The sequence below is a fragment of the Peptostreptococcus anaerobius 653-L genome, assembly GCF_000178095.1.
GTDB classification, from domain to species: domain Bacteria; phylum Bacillota; class Clostridia; order Peptostreptococcales; family Peptostreptococcaceae; genus Peptostreptococcus; species Peptostreptococcus anaerobius.
The window spans coordinates 1-20,993 of sequence record NZ_ADJN01000017.1 but is presented as its reverse complement, the minus strand read 5'-3'; the positions used below and the strand labels follow the sequence as shown (position 1 = coordinate 20,993).

Genomic DNA, 20,993 nt, shown 5'->3' with positions numbered 1-20,993 from the left:
GACATTTGCAATTAGCAAATGAATGGTGGACCATCAGGGACTCGAACCCCAGACCTACCGGTTATGAGCCGGGCGCTCTAACCAACTGAGCTAATGGTCCATCTGATAATCTTTTAAAGTTGGTCGAGGTGAAGGGACTCGAACCCCCGGCCCCATGGTCCCAAACCACGTGCGCTACCAAACTGCGCTACACCTCGTCCAAATGGCGGAGAAGGAGGGATTCGAACCCTCGCACCGGTTTAATCCAGCCTAATCCCTTAGCAGGGGATCCTCTTGAGCCTCTTGAGTACTTCTCCAAAATATAAAAATGGCGGAGAGGGTGGGATTCGAACCCACGGTGCCGTTAAGCATCACTGGTTTTCAAGACCAGCTCCTTAAACCACTCGGACACCTCTCCGAAAAGTGATCTATCCGAGATTCGAACTCGGGACACCTTGATTAAAAGTCAAGTGCTCTACCGACTGAGCTAATAGACCGTATTATTTTTTAAAGTGGAGCTGGTGATAGGAATCGAACCTACAACCTGCTGATTACAAGTCAGCTGCTCTACCGTTGAGCCACACCAGCATAATTTATGGTGGGAGTAACAGGGCTCGAACCTGTGACCCCCTGCTTGTAAGGCAGATGCTCTCCCAGCTGAGCTATACTCCCACATAAATAAGTGACTCCTAGGGGAATCGAACCCCTGTTACCGCCGTGAAAGGGCGGTGTCTTAACCGCTTGACCAAGGAGCCAGGTTAAGAAAAGCTCCAAGGGTGGGGCTCGAACCCACAGCCTACCGGTTAACAGCCGGTTGCTCCACCATTGAGCTACCTTGGAATAACGTGGCTACGTCCTAACCTCCCAGGCGGCTTCCCACCAAGTACTTTCAGCGCTAAAGAGCTTAACTTCTGTGTTCGGAATGGGAACAGGTGTATCCTCTTTGCTATAGTAACCACATCTAATGAACCCAAACTCAACAGGCCTGACCGTCAAGTTCTAGATTTAGTTTGCACAATTCTTAAAAGAACCGTGTAACTAGTTCATCTTTTTCTTTTCTTTTTGCGCCCTCATCAAGGACAAGTATTATATTATCATAAGCCTTATGCTTCGTCAACACTTTTTAAAAACTTTTTTTCAAAAAAGTGTTTTTTTTTATTTTTGCGAATAATAAATATATACCCCAAGCAAAACGTACATAAACATTCGAACGCATAATTCAAGTTGTTATATAAACATATGCCGAATATATTTTGTTCTTTTAAAATATCTTACGACTATCCATACATGATATTATAATATAATGCACAAAATAATCAACTTTTTTTCATCCATAAAATTACATTTCTTTAATCTATATATTTATTTACTCTTAATCCATAAATTTATACTATCTTTATAGATCTATATTACAAAAAAGGACTACCTTTACCCTGTAATCTGCCTTGTAAGACCTTAAGTCTTCACTTTCTTAGATTATATGGGTAGGTAGCCCTCATGTATTCTAGCTGTTAAATAATCTATTTCATTTAAACTGATTTTAAGTTACTTTATCAATCCCTTAGCTACTTCAACTACATTGTTTACTGTAAATCCGAAGTGTTCAAATAGAGTCTTAGCTGGTGCTGATGCTCCGAATCCTTCCATACCTACAACTGCTCCGTCTATACCAACGTACTTGTACCAAGGCATAGTAGCTCCTGCTTCAACTGCTAGTCTAGCCCTAACTGATGGTGGAAGTACACTTTCCTTATAGTCAACATCCTGTCCCTCAAATATATCCATACAAGGTACAGATACAACTCTTACAGACTTACCATCCTTCTCTAGCTCTTCCTTAGCACCAAGTGCAAGTTCAACTTCTGAACCTGAAGCCATGATTATTAAGTCTATCTTGTCGCTATTCTTAGCCTCTGCTATTACATATGCACCCTTTATAGCTTCCTTTGAAGAGCCTTCTAACTGTGGTAGGTTCTGTCTAGTAAGCGCTATAGCTGTTGGTGTTGATTCAGATCCCATAGCAGCTACCCAGGCAACAGCTGTTTCTGTATAGTCTGCTGGTCTAAATACATTTAGGTTAGGTATTGTTCTTAACATAGCCAACTGTTCGATTGGTTCATGTGTAGGACCGTCTTCACCAACTCCTATAGAGTCATGAGTAAGTACATAGGCAACTGGTAGTCCCATTAATGAAGCTAGTCTTATCATAGGCTTCATAAAGTCTGAGAATACAAAGAATGTAGCACAGAATGCCTTTAGTCCTCCATGCAGATATATACCGTTAGTTATAGCTGTCATAGCCATTTCTCTTACACCAAAGTGTATATTTCTTCCTTGTCTATTTTCTGCTGAGAAGAATCCCTGGTCTTTCATTTCTGATTTGTTAGATGGACCAAGGTCAGCTGAACCACCTAGCATATTAGGGAATATATCCTTTAACTTATTGATTATCTCTCCTGATACCGCTCTTGTAGCCATTGATTTTTCTGGCTTAGCAAATAACTCTTCATTATTCATAAGTGTTTCCATATCTATATCTGAATAGAACTCATCCCACTTAGCTTTTTCTTCTGGGAACTTGTCTGCATATTCATTGAACATAGCATTCCACTCTTCTTCCTTCTTTGCACCCTGAGCTGCAAGATCTCTGTAGTGTGAATATATCTCTTCAGATACTTCAAATGCTTCTTCTGAGTCCCATCCTAAGAACTTTCTTAGTTCCTTAACATTTTCTTCTCCAAGAGGCTCACCATGTGCATTTGCCTTACCAACCTTAGCTGGACAACCGTAACCTATCTGTGTCTTACATATGATAAGAGATGGCTTAGTCTTTTCAGCCTTAGCTATCTCAATAGCCTTAGAAAGAGCTTCAAGGTCGTTGGCATCTTCAACTGTCTGAACCTGGAATCCAAATGCTTCAAATCTTCCAGCCACATCTTCCTTAAATGCAGCATCTGTATCACCCTCTATAGTTATCTTGTTTGAATCGTATAGAACTATAAGCTTGCCCAACTCTAGAGTACCAGCAAGTGATAGGGCTTCATATGAAATACCTTCCATTAGACAACCATCACCTGTAAGAGCATATGTGTAGTGGTCTACTACTGGATATCCTTCCTTATTGAATACTCCACCTAGGTGAGCTTCAGCTATAGCCATACCTACTGCTGTTGATACACCTGCTCCAAGTGGTCCTGTAGTTGCTTCAACACCAACTGTGTGCTTGTATTCTGGGTGACCTGGTGTAAGTGAACCGAACTGTCTAAAGTTCTTTAGGTCATCTATACTTAGGTTTCCATAACCAAACATATGTAGTAGTGAGTATAGTAAAGCAGATCCATGTCCTGCTGACAGTATAAACCTATCTCTATTTACCCAATTTGGGTTCTTAGGATTGTGGTTTAGGTGGTTAGCCCATAGCTCATATGCTATTGGAGCAGCACCAAGTGGTAGTCCTGGATGTCCAGAGTTTGCCTTTTGTACCTGATCTGCCGATAATATTCTTAGTGTATTTACGGCCTTTTGATTAATATTCATTTAAAAACTCCTCTCAAAATAAACTTTATATAAAATATATAGCCTACTATATTATATCACCTTTTTGTCTTACTTCATCTTTTTTTATTCCATATCTCAACTTAGTTTGTATAAATTTTTATACAAGGAGTAGAGTTAAGGCATAATAAGTAGCATATATATTAAAATAACTATATATTACTAGAATCTATAGATACTCTCTGCCTATAAAACTCCTTTTTTCTGACCCTGTAGTAAAAGAACATCACCAAGACAGTAGTTATAATCCATGTTATAGGGTATACACTCATAAGCTTTGAGAACTTGCTCACATCCTTAAAGATTGTAAATACCCAGAAAATCCTAAATAGACAGGATCCAATCGTAGTCAGAATAGCTGGTAGCAAAGAATGACCTATACCCCTAAGGGCGCCCGCACCAACCTCATAAAAAACAGGTATTGATGTGAATAACTCTACCTCCAACATCCTTATAATCGCATAGTGAACAACCTTACTATCACTCGTATAAAAATCAATAAAAAAATATCTCCAATGGATAAATGACTGATTCATAATAAAAGTAAAGACTAGTCCCATACATATGCATATCCTAAAAATACTCTTACACCTTTGGTATTTTTGAGCTCCAAAGTTTTGACTTGTAAATGTAACTGCAGCCTGAGCAAAAGAATTTGTTACAAAATAGGTGAATATCTCAAAATTTACTGCAGCTGCTGATCCTGCTACTGCATAAGATCCAAAACCATTGATCGCCGACTGTATACATACATTTGATATAGAAAATACCATCCCCTGTATACCAGCTGGAGCACCAATCTTAAATATCCTTGCCATATGGTCCTTGTTTAAGCTGAGTTCTCTCAAACTTAATTTAATATCACTATCTTCATTTATCAAATAATAAACTACGATACCAGCACTTACACCGTTGGCAAGACTTGTAGCGATTGCAACTCCTGCAACATCTAGCTTGAATACTATTACAAGTACCATATTCAAACCGACATTTATAAAACCAGACACCAAAAGAGCATACAAGGGTCTTCTAGTGTCACCCACAGACCTCAAAACTGCAGATCCAAAATTATATACCATTAAAAAAGGCATCCCTAAAAAATATATCTTTAAATATAGGGTGGCAAGATCAATAACATCACCGGGAGTTCCCATCAGTAATAGTGTAGGTCTTGCTATAAATTGCCCCAATACCAATAATACAAACCCACTCACTATAGCTATACTCATGGTTGTATGTACAGCTTCGTGTACTTTTTCCTTCATATTTTGTCCTATGTAGTTTGCTATTACTACATTTGCCCCTATAGATAGACCTATAAAAAGAGTTATAAGTAGGTTTATAACCGATCCATTCCCACCGACCGCTGCCAGTGACTGACTTCCAGCAAACCTTCCTACAACAGCCATATCAGTAGAGTTAAATAGCTGTTGTAGTATTCCACTCGCAGCTACGGGCAAAGCAAATAATAGTATCTTCCCCAACAAAGGACCATTCAACATATCTATTTGTTTACTTCTTACCTTTCTATTTGATTGCGTAATTAACACCTCCTCACACTTGGATTTACACATATGATAACATATATTTTATTATGTGTATACAAAAGACGACAGTTATAATTGCCCTATTAAGAAAATATATTTATTACTCTCCTAATATACAATTAACCTGTCGTCCTTTTTATTGTCTTGCCACTTTAAGCTCTTGACCAGACATATTCTTATTTATTCGATTTATTTCTTTTCTTCCTTATTCTCTTTCTTGTCATCTGCTGGTTTCTTTGGTTCAGCTTCCTTCTTTGATTTCTTCTCTACCTTACCAAATGAAACCTTCTTTAGGTTTTCTTCGTTAGTCTGTATCTTAGCAGCGTCTATTATTGACTGAGCTAGCTTCTGCGCTTTTTCCTGACTAAGAGCAGCTTCCATTTCAGCCTTTACCTTATCAAATTCTGACTTAGTTATTTTTTCAAGCTTTATTATATGGTATCCGTACTGAGTTTCAATAGGCTTAGATATTTCGCCTTCCTTCATACTGAATACAGCCTTTTCAAACTCAGGAACCATCTGTCCCTTACCAAATTCTCCAAGCTCTCCACCGTTCTGAGCAGAACCTGGGTCCTGAGAGTTCTTCTTTGCTAATTCCTTAAAATCTACTCCACTCTTAGCTTCTTCGTATATCTTGTCCGCCTTCTTCTTTACTTCAGCCTTCTTTTCAGGGCTTAGTGGCTTTCCGTTTGTGTCAGTTGTAGTAAGAAGTATGTGTGCAGCCTTTGCCTTTACAGAATTCTTTTCATAGTAGTCTTTTAACTCTTTTTCTGTTGGCTTAGACTTTTTCTTTAAGTATTCTGATAAGCTCACCATAGTTGCCTTTTCCTTGGCAAAATCGTCTAGAAATTTTTCATCAAGACCAGTTTTTTCAAAAGACTTCTTCATTTTTTCATCTTCTAGCATCTTTTTATTCTGCGCCTGGAATTCCTTTAACTGCTTCTGATCTGGCTTTACACCATTCTTTTCTGCATAGTCAGTAAATGCTCTTATTCTTGAAACACTTGTCGCAACCTGCTTTTTCATTGTCTCCTGGTAATTCTTGTCCTGGGCCTCCATCTGAGTCCAAACTTCCTCTCCATACTGTGATTCCATCATCCACTTCTGGAATTTCAACTGGTTTTCTATTTCCTTAGATGAAATAGACTTTCCATTTACTGTTGCAACTTCATTATTTGAGCAAGCTGCTGTTGATACAGCTATAACAGCTGCTAATAGTATTGATGCTAATTTTTTCAATTTCTTTCCTCCTAGTTTTATTTTTGATTTTCTAGTTTTCCACAAAATCCTTCTAACATATGTTCAAGTTCCATGACTATATCAAATCCAGTCTTTTCCTTGGTCTGGTACTTTGTGAAAGACTCCAGGTCGATCATATCACCTGTTTGTTTTATCTTATTAATCTTTAATGTCTTACATAAAGATTTAATATAAGCAATATTTAGTAGAGTCTGCGTCTCCTTAGGTATATCTGAGAACCTATCCTCCAACTCTTCTTGTATGTCGTACATATCTTCCTTGCTATCTATTGCAGCAATTTTTTTGTACATCTCTAGTTTTGTCACCTCATCTTCTATATAGCTAGATGGTATATAGGCGTTTACTGTAAGGTCTATCTCTACATCTAGAACCTCTTCAACAGGGTCTCCCTTGATTTTTCTTATAGCTTCGTTTAGCATTTTTACATATAACTCGTATCCTATAACTTCCATATGTCCATGCTGTTGTGAACCCATAACATCTCCGGCTCCCCTTATCTCAAGATCTCTCATGGCAACCTTAAAGCCAGAGCCAAACTCTGTAAATTCCTTGATAGCCTTTAATCTCTTCTCTGATACTTCACTGATAACCTTGTTTCTCTCATACATCAAGTAAGCATAACCCTGCTTGTTGGACCTACCGACCCTACCTCTCAACTGGTATAACTGGGACAAGCCCATCTTGTCGGCATCGTATATTATCATAGTATTTGCATTGGCTATATCCATACCAGTCTCTATAATAGTTGTACAGACAAGTACATCAAACTCCTTTGAAAGGAATGACAGAACTGTATTTTCAAGCTGACTGGATGTCATCCTGCCGTGGGCGACACCTATATTGGCTTCAGGCACCAGTTTCTTAATCTTAGATGCTATGGTCTCTATGCCCTCAACCCTGTTGTATACAAAAAATACCTGACCACCTCTAGCCAACTCCCTATAGATTTCATCCTGAATTATAGACTCTTTCGCCTCTGTAACATATGTCATAACTGGATATCTCTCCTGAGGTGGCTCCTCTATTATAGACATATCCCTGATGCCACTTAGCGACATATGCAGGGTCCTAGGTATAGGAGTGGCCGACAATGTTAAGACATCGACATCAACCCTAAGTTTCTTTAGGGCTTCCTTGTGTTTTACACCAAATCTCTGTTCTTCATCTACAACTATAAGGCCCAACCTAGGCATAGCTATATCTTTTGATACAATCCTATGTGTACCTATGAGGACATCGACCAAGCCCTTTTTAGCATCGGCTATAATCTCTCTTTGTTGTTTTGGTGTCTTAAATCTAGACAATACTTCAACCCTTATAGGGTAATCTTCAAATCTTTCAGTAAATGTATTGAAATGCTGTTGGGCAAGTATTGTTGTAGGTACTAGTACGGCTACTTGCTTGTTGTCCATGACAGCCTTGAAGATAGCCCTTATAGCAACCTCCGTCTTACCATAGCCAACATCGCCACAGATAAGCCTGTCCATGGCCTTTTGAGATTCCATATCCTTCTTTGTTTCCTTGATGGCCTTCAACTGGTCATCCGTCTCTTGATAAGGGAATTTTTCCTCAAACTCTGTCTGCCATATAGTATCCTTTGAATACTTGTAACCCTTCCTGCTCTCTCTTTTTGAATACAATTCAAGCAGGTCTTGGGTCATATCTTCTATTTCTTTTTTGACCTTACGCTTGGCCTTAGACCATTCCTGGCCACCTAGCTTGTTTAGCTTTACTTTTTCTACATCTCCACCTATATACTTTTGAACCTTGTCCATCTGGTCAATAGGCACATAAAGGTTATCTCCACCCTTGTATATTATTTTAATATAGTCTCTTTTTATACCATTTACACTTACCTGTTCTATACCAGTATACTTACCAACACCGCTATTTTCATGAACAACATAGTCTCCTAATTTAAGTTCCATAAAGGAATCTATCTTTGTAGAATTGGCCTTTATTTTCTTCTTTTTAGTTTTTTTATTACCAGCCTTGCTATTGCCGAGCATCTCCCTATCAGTTATAAGTTGATACTTTATGGATGGATACAAGAATCCATGACTAATGTTGACTCCCATAACCATTATCTGAGAGGTCTTAATCTCAGTATTTCTAGAGTCCGAGTAAAAAGACTCAACACCATTGTCATTTAACATTGCATTTATTTTTTTTGCCCTATCCTTAGTGGCAGCAGCAATTATAATCTTGTAGCCTGAATGTCTCAACCTCTTTATATCTTCAACTAGCAGGTCAATCTTTCCATTGTAGGAAGGTATATCCCTACACTCTATAGATATATTGTGTACCATGTTCATATCACTTATAGCTTTTGCCAAGTGAGTATTAACTATAAGCTTTCTATCCTGCATCCAGTAATAGACATCTTCCATAGAATACAACATACTACCCTGAGACTTAATAGCTACACCTCTTTCCAGGTTTAAAAGGTATAAGTCCCTATATTCATTGGATACATTTTTAAACCTCTCCTTATACCTGTTGAAATCGTCAACATATATAAGGGCATCTTTGGCAAGATACTCAAATAAACTCTTGTCCTGGTCATCATATAGATAGTCTATATAGTTTTCAAGACCATCAAAATACTCTCTATTTTCAATTCGCTCTAAATTTTTGTGCACATCAAGATCTGTATCATCTCTTATCTCAGACTTGATCTTTTCTATAGCACCAGTCACATCTTTAGGATATATAAAATCCCTTGAAGGTGTTATAGTGACAGACTTCTTCTTGTCTATAGATTTTTGAGAGTATACATCAAATTCCCTGATTGAATCTATCTCATCATCAAAAAACTCTATTCTAAGAGGAAAATCATACATAAGGGTGAATATATCGACTATTCCACCCCTAACACTGAACTGTCCAAAACCTTCTACCTTGACAACCCTCTGGTAACCCAAGTCAACAAGTTTTTGAGTCAATTCTTGTATACCTTGAGTCCTTCCCACCTTCAACTTAAAAGTATTATCAGTTATTAGCTTTTTAGGCATATACTTTCTAGTCAAGGCGTCTACAGAAGTAACAAATACAGACTTATCCTTATTTATAAGTTTAATAAATACCTTTAATCTTCTAGCATCAACCTTCCTATCCCTAGCATCTAGGTTGTAAAATAGGATTTCATTGCTGCCTAAGTAAGATACTTTATCCTTTAAATATACTGATAATTCTTCGTAGGCTTTCTTGGCCTCATACTCTGTTGATGCGACATATAGAACCTGCCTGGATAGGTCTTTGAACAACGAATAAGCCAAGTTCTGCTTACCCGCCCAAGTTAAACCCGTAATCTGGATGTTGCCATCTTGACCTATACTATCCAATATATCATTATAATCTTTACTATTTTTTAGAGGATATACTAGTACATCTTCCATTACATATTCACCAAACCTTATCCATTGTATTTATTCATTGCCACATCCAAACCGCTCCTGATGATTTCTTCCACAGTTGAAGCTGCCTTTTCAATGGCTAGGTCCATATCATTTTGTCTGTCCTTTGGAACTCTAGATAGGACAAAATCTGCTAAATCCCTTCCAGGTTCTGGCTTAGACACACCTACACGGACCCTTGGAAAATCTTGGGACCCAAGGCATTTGATTATAGACTTCATGCCATTGTGTGAACCCGCACTTCCTTTTTTTCTAATCCTTAATTTACCTATATCTAAATCAATATCGTCATACACAACTATTAGCTTGTCTAAATCCATTTTATAGAACTGACTTATGCTTATAGCTGTCTCTCCACTTAGGTTCATATAGGTCTGTGGCTTAACTAGGATAACTTTTTCAGTACCTATCCTAGCCTCTCCTATCAAGGCCTTGTGCTTTATCTTATCAATACTGACATTTAACCTTTTTGCAAGCTCATCAACCACATCGAAACCTGCATTATGTCTAGTATTTTCATACTTTTTTCCGGGATTTCCCAGCCCCATTATTATATACATTGTATCTTAATCCTTCCTAAACTTAATAATACCCTTTATTATACTTTATATTTAACCATAGTTCAATTATTTGAGTCTATATCTTGATTAATATAAGAGCATAAGACAAAGCCGACCTCCAATAGTTGTCAATCAATAACTACATGAAGATCGGTTTAAATATTTAGAAAGCTATATTTTTTGTTTATTAGTTAAATATATTATTTGATACAGAATTTTCCCCACCGACTATAATAACCTTTTCTATTCCTTTTTCTAGTACATAGTCTCTTAACTCCTTATTAGGGCTTTTACCATCAATTAGAAGAATCGGAGCATCATGTATACCAGTAACTGCACCAGCTGCAAGAACATCTGCTTATCTATTTATTACTATATTGTCTATAAGTCTTGTATTTCCAATATATACAGCTATAGCTATCAGGTTAGTCTCTGCAAGGGTGTCTATCCTATCAAAAGTATCAAAGTCCACTAGTTCAACGTAGTCTACCCTAGCTAATTCTTCAGATTTTATGACCTCTATCACCTTATTGTATATCTTTTCTGGACTTTTTTCACCACATTTTACCATGTCCTTGGCAGATAAGAGGGATTTTCTAAGTATAGTCGCCGCCTCTCTCTCTTTAGGACTCAAATACATATTTCTTGAAGACTTGGCTAGGCCATCTTCTTCTCTTACTATTGGGCAGCCAATTATTTCAAGAGGTAAATTAAAATCCTTGACCATCCTCTTGACTATAGCAAGCTGCTGTATGTCTTTCTCTCCAAAATAAGCCCTAGTTGGACCCACTATTGTGAATAGCTTGGTTAGAACTGTACATACTCCCCTAAAATGACCCGGCCTTGACTTGCCACACATTATATCAGTCATCTTTTCACTAGGTACTACAAATGTAGAGTATCCATCTGGATACATTTGCTCTGCCTCTGGAGCAAATACATAGTCAACACCGGCAGATTCACATAGGCTTGCATCTGCTTTAAGGTCTCTAGGATACTTGTCATAGTCTTCATCTGGTCCAAACTGGGTAGGATTTACAAATATGCTAACTACTACAATATCGTTGTTGGCTACTGCTTTGTCTATAAGGCTCTTATGGCCCTCGTGCAAGCATCCCATTGTCGGTACCATCCCTATAGACTTGCCACTCGCCCTCAATTCTTTTGTTGTATTTCTTATTTCTTCAATATTTTTTATTATCTTCATGATTCAAACACATCCTTATTAATAAATTAAATTCTCAATTTTATATGTAGTCTTTAAAGCTTTTTAACTAGTCAATAAATCGACCTAACTATAAGATTTATAATTCTTTAACAATTTCCTCATCCATCTTAAATGAATGGGCAGGTTCTGGGAAAGAACCATCCTTCACAGCTTGAATATAGTCCCTTACACCTTGGTCCATCTGCTGACCTACATCTGCGAATCTTTTTACAAACTTCGGTGTGAAGTCCTTATATAGACCTAGCATATCCTGGTAAACCAGTACCTGGCCATCACAATCAGGTCCAGCTCCTATACCTATTGTAGGAATATCCAGCATCTCTGATATCTTGCTGGCAAGTGGTGCTGGTACACATTCAAGAACTACAGCAAAGGCCCCTGCCTCTTGAACTGCTAGGGCATCTTCAATAATGGCTCTTGCAGAATCTAGGTCTTTCCCCTGTACCTTAAATCCACCTAGGGCATTTATAGCTTGTGGAGTAAGTCCTATATGGGCACATACAGGTATTTTTGCATCAGTTATAGCCCTTATGACATCACATACCTCCTTACCACCCTCTAACTTTACACAGTCTGCACGTCCTTGAGCCATCAATCTTCCGGCATTTATTACTGCATCCCTAATTCCTGTATTATATGACAAAAATGGCATATCTGAAACTACCATGGCATTCTTTACACCCCTTGATACTGCTCTTGTATGGTGGATCATATCCTCCATAGTCACACTTAGTGTATCCTCATAGCCAAGCATCACCATGCCCAATGAATCTCCCACCAAAATAGAATTTATTCCTGATTCATCGAACAATTTTGCTGTCGTATAATCATAGGCTGTTAGCATGGTCAGCTTGTCCTTATTCTTCTTGGCTTCCTTAAATGTTAATACAGTGTTTTTCATTTGGTTTTTCAGACCCTTCTACAGGTCTTCCTCCTTCGATAATATTTTTCTCATACCTTCATAATTTCTATTTGAGTTCTTTATTTGAGCAATCTTCACAAGTTCAAGACTCAGTAACCTATATATTTGACCTAAATTGCCTTCTTGACCTTGGCTTTCAAGTGATCTTAAGTGTCTTGTTACAGTATTTGTATCGTTTCTTTCAACTGGCCCTGTAAGAGAAGATACTAATCCCTTTTCGAATACATTTTCCATGTTATTTTTGGCTAGACTTGAAAGAGCCAACAGAGCCTCTTCTTCTGTAAAATCATATGACCTAAGTAAATCACTTGCAATATTGGATATGGCAACTATCAGATTTGACATAAATACTGTTGAAATATGGTACTTAGTCTTGTCGCAACTCCTAATTATCTTGTATGGATTCTTTTGAATATCGAGTATTTTGGCAAAAAAATCCACAGCTACCTGGTCCCCCTCTAAGGTAAAAAATGCTTTTTTTAAATCTTTGTAGGAATCTTCCTTGCTTGAAACTGCTAGAACTGGATGTAGGGAGCATACACTTGCCCCTAATTTGGATGAGTCGAAGAAAATTTCTGATGATAAGGACCCACTACAGTGGGCAATTATCTTATTTTGAACATTAAAAATCGAAATTTGACGCCAGATATCCCCTATTGAATCATCTGGACTTGCTATAATTATTACATTACACTTGTAGACTAGGTCTTTTAACCCGTCAAAACTAATAGAATTTGTTAATTGTGCCGCATATTCAGAACTCTCTTTTGTACGTGAATAGTAGCCAATAAGGTCAAGACCTTCTAGGCCAGACCAACACCTTCCAAGAGACACTCCTACCTTGCCTGCACCAATAATACCTATCTTTTCCATAAGTTATCACCTCCATAAGAGTGTAATACTATAAATAGATATAATAATTATTCAAAATGTGTAGTTTCCTTCGAATACCACCATAAATAAATTTATCACACAGCCTCAAAAAAATCAATCACTCTAAGAAATAAAATACATAAAAAATCACAAAATTTGATTATTTTTTGAAAAAATTCCAATAATTTAATAAATTTCTCTTGTAGTGTTCATCTTTTCATGATAAAATATCACTCAAACACAAGAGAAAAGGAGGCATAACATGAAAGAACTACAAGTAGGAATCTTTGGACTAGGAACAGTCGGGTCCGGAACGGTTGATATACTAACCAACAACAAGGAAATAATACAAACATCCACTACGACCCCTGTCAGAGTAAAGACGGTATGTGTAAAAGATACCAGCAAGCAAAGAAAAGTAAACTTGCATGGTAGCAAGCTAACCAGTGATCCAAACGACATACTTGACGATCCAGAGATTGACATAGTAGTTGAGGTTATGGGTGGAATTGAATACTCCAAATCGGTGATTGAACAAGCCTTCAAAAAAGGAAAGCATGTAGTCTCGGCCAACAAGGACTTGATAGCCCTCTACGGTAAAGAACTAACAGACATGGCAAGAAAACACAATTGTCACTTTTTTTTCGAAGCAGCAGTCGCAGGAGGTATCCCAATTCTCAGAGCCCTACAATTCTCGCTCATAGGAAACCAAATTCAAAAGATTGGTGGCATCATAAATGGTTCAACCAACTATATCCTTACTAGGATGCAGGTTGAAGAACTTTCTCTAGATAAAATAATCGACGATGCAAAACGCTTAGGCTATTTAGAAGCCGACCCAAGCGCTGACCTAGAAGGATACGACGCAGCAAGAAAATGTGCCATTTTGGCAAGCATCGCTTTTAACAATCTCGTTACATTTGATCAAGTTTACGTTTCAGGAATCAACAATATTACTCTCGAAGATATTAAATACGCAAAAAATTTAGGATACACAATTAAATTACTAGCAATAGCTGAAAATACTGAATCTGGTATAGTAGCAAGAGTACATCCTTGCCTAATACCATCGTCTCACCCACTAGCAGGTGTCATGTATTCATTCAACGCAGTTTATGTAATATGCGACAAACTGGGTGAAACTATGTTCTATGGCAAGGGAGCCGGTGATTTACCAACGGGTTCAGCTGTTGTAAATGATATTGCTTCAATAGCAAAAAATATATCATTCAATCAAAAACCTGAATATGGCTATAAAATTTTGAATGAATCAAGAGTATTGAGTATAGATGAGCAGTCTTTTTCATACTATTTAAGATTAAACGTTCAAAAAAATTTAATCAATATATCCGACGTATTAAATATTTTCGATAAATACAAAATCACAATAAAAACTCTTGATAAATTCGAGAAAAAACAAAATGGAAACTCATCACTAGATTATATTATCACTACGGGAACAAGCCTTGAAGAAAGCTTCAACAAGGCAGTAAAAGAAATAGAAGACCTGTCATCAATAAATGGCAAGGCCAAGATCATAAGAATAGAAAGAGGGTTATAAAATGTACTGGAAGGGACTATTAAATCAATATAAAGACTATTTGCCAATCAACGAAAAAACTCCTATGGTATCTCTGTATGAGGGTAACACTCCTCTTATCAGGAGCCTTAATCTGTCAAAAGACCTGGGTATAGACTTGTACTTTAAATACGAGGGCCTAAATCCAACTGGCTCATTTAAGGACAGGGGTATGGTCATGGCAATTGCTAAAGCTCTTGAAGTCGGTTCAAAAAATATAATGTGTGCAAGCACTGGTAATACATCAGCCTCTGCTGCAGCCTATGGTTCAAGGTATGGTCTAAAGACAATAGTCCTGATTCCAGATGGATACATTGCTATGGGTAAACTAGCCCAGGCCCTACAATATGGGGCTGAAGTTGTAGCAATCAAGGGCAACTTTGACCAAGCCCTAGACCTGGTCAAGGATATCACATCAAAAGAGCCTATAACACTAGTAAATTCCCTAAATCCCTTTAGGATAGAGGGGCAAAAGACTGGAGCCTTTGAAATAGTTGACGCACTGGGTTATGCACCAGACTACCTAGGAATACCTGTTGGAAATGCTGGTAATATAACAGCCTACTGGAAGGGCTTCAAGGAATATAAAGACAATAATATCTCAAGGACCTTGCCTATCCTAAAAGGCTACCAGGCAAAGGGAGCATCTCCAATAGTTGAGGGACATCCCTTTGAAAATCCAGAAACAATAGCAACAGCCATAAGAATTGGTAATCCTGCATCTTGGGACAAGGCAGTGTCCGCAAGAGATGAATCAGGAGGAAGTATACAGTCTGTTAGCGATGAGAAAATTCTAGAGGCCTACAAGCTCCTATCAAACCAAGAGGGAATATTTGCAGAGCCGGGATCAGCCGCCTCACTAGCAGGTATAATCCAGTCTGTAGAAAAAGGAGAAATCAAAAAGGGATCCAGGGTAGTGTGTATTCTTACAGGAAATGGCCTAAAAGATCCTGACACATGCTTGATTCAAGTCCAAAAGCCAAAATCAATTCCAGCTGATATAAGCAGCGTACTAAATTTATTGAAAGGATAAGGTGTATCACATGATTAAAGTCACTGTACCAGCAACAACTGCCAACCTAGGACCAGGCTATGACTGCCTGGGCATGGCACTATCTCAATACTCCATTTTTGAATGCGAAAAACATAATGACAGGATTGTACTTGTCGATGGTTTGGAGTGCAAGAAAATAACCACTGATAATAATCTTGTCACAGAGAGTATGGAATGCTTGTTTGAGTACATTGGCAAATATCCGGATGGCTACAAACTGCATATACACAACAATATTCCTCTTGCAAGGGGTATGGGGTCAAGCGCATCAGCTATAGTAGGTGGACTAATGTGTGCAAACTATTTGATGGACTTTCCTCTAGACCAAAAGGAAATCCTAAAATTAGCTACAAAAATAGAGGGTCACCCCGATAATGTAGCACCTAGCATACTAGGTAACCTAGTCCTATCTACAGTAGATGATTCAGGAGATGTTATCTACCATAAGATTGAACCCTTTAGAGACCTCTCTCTAGTATTATTTGTACCAGACTATGAAGTATCAACTAGTGATTCAAGAAAGGTTGTTCCTCAATCCGTATCTATATCAGATACTGTTAGGACATCATCTAGACTGAGCCTGATGCTTATGGGATTTATGAGTGGAAACCTAGACCTTATTTCTTCTAGTATGGACGATTGCCTACACGAGCCATATAGAAAACACTTGGTCAAGGGTTTTGACGAATTAAAAAAGACAGCCATAAGCGCAGGTGCATTCTCTTATTGTCTTAGTGGGGCTGGATCTACTGTTATATCTTATTGCAAAAAAGAAGTGGCAAAAGCAGTCCAAGAATCTCTAAACCTAGAGGCTCAAAAGCTTGGTATAGGTGGTCAGGCAATAATACTAGACCCTTGCAGAAAGGGAGTTCAATACACACTCTCTTAAAACTCTAGATAGCAACTTACCTCTTACATAATTATATAAAAACCGACCTCATGCTTTAGGATAAATGATATTAACAAAAATCATCATCTAAAACCAGGGTCGGTATTTTTCTTGAAATTAATTTAGACTATACTTTTAAATTTTACTCTTGTCTTTAAGCTATATTATTAAACTTTACTATCCTATGACACTCTTAAAATACGACGTTGACATTCTTAAAATATGCCGAATAGACCAAGTATGATAGGTATAAATATTGCTGGTGCTATATTGGCAACCTTTATATCTGTTCCTATGGACATATTTAGCCCTATCCCCAACATAGCTATTCCTCCCACACCGCTGACAGATGCTATAACGGGATCTCCTAACTTTGAACTTACCAAGCTAGCCATAAGGATAAATACAGACTGGTATATAACAACTGCAACAGATGAGAACATAACACCTATCCCTAGGGTAGCTGCAAATACCACCGATATGATACCATCTATTATAGCCTTTGCAAGGAGTGTATCACCATTTCCAGTAAGTCCAGCCGTTAGTGAACCAACTATACCCATGGCACCTGCACAAAATAGGATACTGGATGTTACAAAGCTCTCAGCAAATGAATTTGAACTTGAGCCTGATTTAAACTTTACTTGCATACGAACACCTAGTTTATTTACACACTTGTCTATATCTGCCGCCTCTCCCAATAGTGTTCCTAGGGCAACTGATATTACTATCAATAAGGTGTTCTCCCCTTTTATCAAAAGGCTTATACCTATAAAAAGTACACAGAGACCCATAGCTTTCAAAAGAGCCTTGTTGATCCTCTCTGGTATACCCCTATTTAGGAAAATTCCAAGTATACTACCTACTATTATGCCAAGTCCATTGGCCAAATTATAAATCATCTAATGCTATTCCTCTCTAATTTCTATTATTTTTTCCCATACATTTTATACAATCATTAATATATACTCCACCAAAGGCCAGCTTATTTTATTGCTATATATCCAATTGTTAGATATTCATCAGGCCTTCTTCATATATTCTAGGATCCATCTTCTTTAGGTTTTCTGATATCCTAGGTCTAAATTCCATATTTTTAAGTATATCTTCTTCTATGTCTATACCCTCTGCAAGCTCTATCAGGCATAGACCATCTTCTTCAAGGGAAAATACACATCTTTCAGTCACAAAAATTACATCTTGACCCAGCTTCAAGCTTTCCTCAGCACTGAAAGTAACTTCCTCTATTTCATTCTTAAATTTTATATTTCTTCCTTCTTTATCTATATTTAGCTTGCCATCCTTGGTAGATATTTCTAGACCACCTGCAGTCATTGTCCCACAGAATACTATCTTCTTAGTAGACTGGGTTATATCTATAAATCCACCACAGCCACCTATTCTATCACCAAATCTGCTAACGTTTATATTACCCCTAGAGTCTATCTCTGCAAATCCTAAATAAGTAATATCTAAACCACCGCTATTGTAAAAATCAAACTGGGATACCATAGATAGACCTGCCCATGCATTTATAGCAGAACCAAAGTTAGACCTACCCATAGGTATGCCACCTATTAGTCCACTCTCTACAGTCAATACTATATCGTCTATTCCCTCTTCTGCTGCTACAGATGCAACCCCCTCAGGGATACCAATTCCTAGATTTACAACTGACCCAGCCTTAAGTTCAAATAGGCCACGTCTTGCGATAATCTTTCTCGCATCCATATCTATAGAAGAAAATCCTGCCCCATCTATCTTGTACCTACCAGCTATCATAGGGTCGTAGAAAGTTCCCGGAGTCTGTCTGTGGAACTCTTCTGGATTCTGAGAAATAACAATTGCATCAACGAAAATTCCCGGTATAACGACAAGTTTTCTATCCATTGACTTTGACGAAACTAGGTTCTTAACCTGGACAATTACCTTGCCTCCAGAAGCCTTTACAGCCATGGCAACCTCTAGTGAGTCTATTACTGAAGACTCTTCCTCCATACTGATATTGCCCAATTCATCTGCAGTTGTACCCCTTATAATTGCTATATCAAACTTAGGAACCTTGTATTTTAGGTATTCTTCATCATCTATTTTGATAAGTTCAACTAGATCTTCCTTAGCTGCTTGGTTTATCTTACCTCCCCTTTGCCTAGGATCACAATAGGTATTAAGACCTATCTTAGATATCTCAAAGCTCCTCCTAGCTGCAGCCTGCCTATATATGTGGGCTATCACACCTTGTGGAAAATTATAGGCCTCAACTTCATTTTTTAGTGCCATCTCTATCATCGGTCTATTATTGGCAAAGTGGGCAGTTACATACCTCTTGATAAGACCCGGATATGACATCTCACATACACCTTGGTCATTATTATTACCATTACCAGCCCCCTGATATAAGGTTAGACCTTTAGGTGTAGATGTAGTCTTATACCTTTTTCCCAAGGCTACCAGAATCTCCCTAGCTGCTGTAGCCATCATAAAACCTGAAACAGCAACAGTGTCACCATCCTTTATCAAATCTATAGCTTCATCAATAGTTTTCAACTTATCCATCTATTCCAAATCCTCCAAATCATTTCAGTGTATTTTATTATAGCCCTTTATAGACTCTTAATGTATACGATATAAAACTTCGCAAACATTCATAGCATACTTATGCATCAAATATAAAACTGTGCAAACCTTTACTTAATATTTAATCTAGTATAGAATATGATCAATTTTTACATAGGTTAAATTTTTCTCACATTTTTATTTTAACATAACTTTATACGTTACTAAACAAAAAAAGAGAATCATTTTACAATTTTTTTTAGTATATCGAATATTTTTTCTACCTAAATTTTATAACTATATTCTTTTATATTTAATATAATAATATGTTTTTGTTTTTATTTCATTTATAATAATATATTATTATTATAAAATTCCTTATTTTTTCAAGTTAGTTTTCTTATTAAAGCATCTAGATTATACGATATTTATTTGATATAATATAGTAATTAAATAACTTCATGTACGGGGGACTTAGTATGAAATTCCAGCAATTAAAACACTTCAAAGCTTTGGCAGAAATAAGGCATTACGCTAAAACTGCAAAATATCTTTGCATATCACAGTCATATCTCAGCACATCAATACTAAATTTAGAAAAAGAAATTGGGTTTAGTCTATTTGACAGAAACAATAGAAATGTTGTTTTGAACAGAAATGGAACCATATTTTTAGAGTTTGTCAACAGGTTACTCGAATTACTAGATGAAGGAATAGAATATGTAAGAGAAATGAACGAAAACTATTCTTATGTAAATATAGGAATATTACCTGAAGTATCTAGCTTGCTTGGCCCTAAATTTTTTTCAAGCATAGACTTAAATCACGAAAATGAAAGAATAAAAGTCAATGTAAAAAAAATATCCAAGTATTCAAAAGACCTGTTTCAAGATCTAAAAAATTTCAAGCTAGACATAATATTCACTACAAAAGACAATATAAATTTTGATAAAAAAATTTTGGACTATTCAAGTGCGTGTCCGAGTAATCCAAGAGAAACCTTGAATAATATTGTATTAGTACCTGTTTTAAAACAGAAATTTGTACTACTTGTAAGTAAGAACCACGAACTCTCTAGGTATGAATCCATTCGTATAAGCCAAGCTCTTAATTATCCTTTTATAAAATACACTGATAATACTAGCCTGGATGACTACGTGCAAAGTCTTTTTGAAATAACAAATAATAGGATATACGACGTGTCATATACGGTAGATACTTACGAACTTGCGGCAGGTCTTGCTGCTAGTGGACTGGGTATAGCCATTGTTCCTGATTTACCATACTTAGATTACATAGATGCACATAAGATTAATATATCTTATCCTGTTTACAGTAGAACAATATACATGGCTATTATAAAAAATGACCATATAAATCCGCAAACAAAAAAAGTTTATAATGAAGTATTTAAGTATGCGAAAAAAAATAATCTTATAAGCAAAAACTTCAAATATAAACTGCATCTATAAAAACCATTATTTCTAGAAACTATTAATTTTTAGTTTTTCAATACCTAGTGTATTAATGCCTTATTTAAGTAAGTTTAATAAACTCAAAAAGACTCTAGATAAT

At 37.0% G+C, this 20,993-nt stretch carries 14 protein-coding genes, 9 tRNA genes, 1 rRNA gene and 1 pseudogene; 4 read left to right on the top strand and 21 right to left on the bottom strand.

Annotated features, from left to right (window positions below; translation table 11 throughout):
* Positions 1-23: 23 nt before the first annotated feature.
* The 19 genes and pseudogenes from HMPREF0631_RS02390 to HMPREF0631_RS02305 form a co-directional block, all read right to left on the bottom strand.
* Positions 24-100, bottom strand: a tRNA-Ile gene (locus tag HMPREF0631_RS02390).
* 20 nt (positions 101-120) lie between these two features.
* Positions 121-197, bottom strand: a tRNA-Pro gene (locus tag HMPREF0631_RS02385).
* A gap of 6 nt (positions 198-203) precedes the next feature.
* Positions 204-296, bottom strand: a tRNA-Ser gene (locus tag HMPREF0631_RS02380).
* Between the two features lie 12 nt (positions 297-308).
* Positions 309-397, bottom strand: a tRNA-Ser gene (locus tag HMPREF0631_RS02375).
* 6 nt (positions 398-403) lie between these two features.
* Positions 404-476, bottom strand: a tRNA-Lys gene (locus tag HMPREF0631_RS02370).
* A 16-nt stretch (positions 477-492) separates the two neighbouring features.
* Positions 493-567, bottom strand: a tRNA-Thr gene (locus HMPREF0631_RS02365).
* A gap of 8 nt (positions 568-575) precedes the next feature.
* Positions 576-651: transfer RNA gene (locus HMPREF0631_RS02360), tRNA-Val, on the bottom strand.
* 11 nt (positions 652-662) lie between these two features.
* Positions 663-734 (bottom strand) — tRNA-Glu (locus tag HMPREF0631_RS02355).
* Positions 735-747: 13 nt separating this feature from the next.
* Positions 748-819: transfer RNA gene (locus HMPREF0631_RS02350), tRNA-Asn, on the bottom strand.
* A 3-nt stretch (positions 820-822) separates the two neighbouring features.
* Positions 823-939, bottom strand: a 5S ribosomal RNA gene (gene rrf / locus HMPREF0631_RS02345).
* 585 nt (positions 940-1,524) lie between these two features.
* Positions 1,525-3,516, bottom strand: coding sequence for a transketolase (tkt, locus tag HMPREF0631_RS02340; RefSeq protein ID WP_002843167.1), 1,992 nt, complete (start codon positions 3,514-3,516; stop codon positions 1,525-1,527).
* A gap of 170 nt (positions 3,517-3,686) precedes the next feature.
* Entirely contained in the window at positions 3,687-5,084 is a 1,398-nt protein-coding gene (locus HMPREF0631_RS02335; RefSeq protein ID WP_002846303.1) for an MATE family efflux transporter, read from the bottom strand.
* Positions 5,085-5,270: 186 nt separating this feature from the next.
* Complete coding sequence (locus HMPREF0631_RS02330) at positions 5,271-6,320, bottom strand: peptidylprolyl isomerase (protein WP_002843150.1); 1,050 nt, start codon at positions 6,318-6,320, stop codon at positions 5,271-5,273.
* Positions 6,321-6,337: 17 nt separating this feature from the next.
* A complete protein-coding gene (mfd, locus tag HMPREF0631_RS02325) occupies positions 6,338-9,739 on the bottom strand; it encodes a transcription-repair coupling factor (RefSeq protein ID WP_002843162.1) in 3,402 nt (1,133 codons plus the stop codon).
* A gap of 17 nt (positions 9,740-9,756) precedes the next feature.
* Positions 9,757-10,317 carry an aminoacyl-tRNA hydrolase gene (pth, locus tag HMPREF0631_RS02320; protein ID WP_002843156.1) on the bottom strand — a complete coding sequence of 187 codons (561 nt, stop codon included), beginning with the start codon at positions 10,315-10,317 and terminating at the stop codon, positions 9,757-9,759.
* A 187-nt stretch (positions 10,318-10,504) separates the two neighbouring features.
* Positions 10,505-10,663, bottom strand: a pseudogene (locus HMPREF0631_RS10410) (cell wall-binding repeat-containing protein); the annotation flags it as partial.
* Between the two features lie 12 nt (positions 10,664-10,675).
* The gene (gene panC / locus HMPREF0631_RS02315; protein ID WP_002843158.1) at positions 10,676-11,524 is read right to left on the bottom strand and encodes a pantoate--beta-alanine ligase; all 849 of its coding nucleotides are present in this window, start codon (positions 11,522-11,524) and stop codon (positions 10,676-10,678) included.
* Between the two features lie 97 nt (positions 11,525-11,621).
* Positions 11,622-12,446 (bottom strand): 3-methyl-2-oxobutanoate hydroxymethyltransferase, encoded by an 825-nt coding sequence (gene panB, locus HMPREF0631_RS02310; RefSeq protein ID WP_002843163.1) that lies wholly within the window; start codon positions 12,444-12,446, stop codon positions 11,622-11,624.
* Between the two features lie 18 nt (positions 12,447-12,464).
* Positions 12,465-13,340 (bottom strand): Rossmann-like and DUF2520 domain-containing protein, encoded by an 876-nt coding sequence (locus HMPREF0631_RS02305; RefSeq protein WP_002843168.1) that lies wholly within the window; start codon positions 13,338-13,340, stop codon positions 12,465-12,467.
* A gap of 262 nt (positions 13,341-13,602) precedes the next feature.
* Between HMPREF0631_RS02305 and HMPREF0631_RS02300 the strand changes: the two genes are divergently transcribed.
* From HMPREF0631_RS02300 to thrB, 3 genes are read left to right on the top strand one after another with little or no spacing between them, the layout of a single operon-like run.
* Positions 13,603-14,901 (top strand): homoserine dehydrogenase, encoded by a 1,299-nt coding sequence (locus HMPREF0631_RS02300; protein WP_002843151.1) that lies wholly within the window; start codon positions 13,603-13,605, stop codon positions 14,899-14,901.
* Between the two features lies 1 nt (position 14,902).
* A complete protein-coding gene (thrC, locus tag HMPREF0631_RS02295; RefSeq protein ID WP_002843149.1) occupies positions 14,903-15,952 on the top strand; it encodes a threonine synthase in 1,050 nt (349 codons plus the stop codon).
* Between the two features lie 10 nt (positions 15,953-15,962).
* A complete protein-coding gene (thrB, locus tag HMPREF0631_RS02290) occupies positions 15,963-16,862 on the top strand; it encodes a homoserine kinase (protein WP_002843166.1) in 900 nt (299 codons plus the stop codon).
* Between the two features lie 215 nt (positions 16,863-17,077).
* Here the strand turns inward: thrB and HMPREF0631_RS02285 are convergent, their stop codons facing one another.
* Positions 17,078-17,764 carry a DUF554 domain-containing protein gene (locus tag HMPREF0631_RS02285; protein ID WP_002843159.1) on the bottom strand — a complete coding sequence of 229 codons (687 nt, stop codon included), beginning with the start codon at positions 17,762-17,764 and terminating at the stop codon, positions 17,078-17,080.
* 109 nt (positions 17,765-17,873) lie between these two features.
* Positions 17,874-19,418 (bottom strand): acyl CoA:acetate/3-ketoacid CoA transferase, encoded by a 1,545-nt coding sequence (locus HMPREF0631_RS02280; protein ID WP_002843165.1) that lies wholly within the window; start codon positions 19,416-19,418, stop codon positions 17,874-17,876.
* A 479-nt stretch (positions 19,419-19,897) separates the two neighbouring features.
* Between HMPREF0631_RS02280 and HMPREF0631_RS02275 the strand changes: the two genes are divergently transcribed.
* Positions 19,898-20,890, top strand: coding sequence for a LysR family transcriptional regulator (locus tag HMPREF0631_RS02275; RefSeq protein ID WP_002843161.1), 993 nt, complete (start codon positions 19,898-19,900; stop codon positions 20,888-20,890).
* Positions 20,891-20,993: the final 103 nt, after the last annotated feature.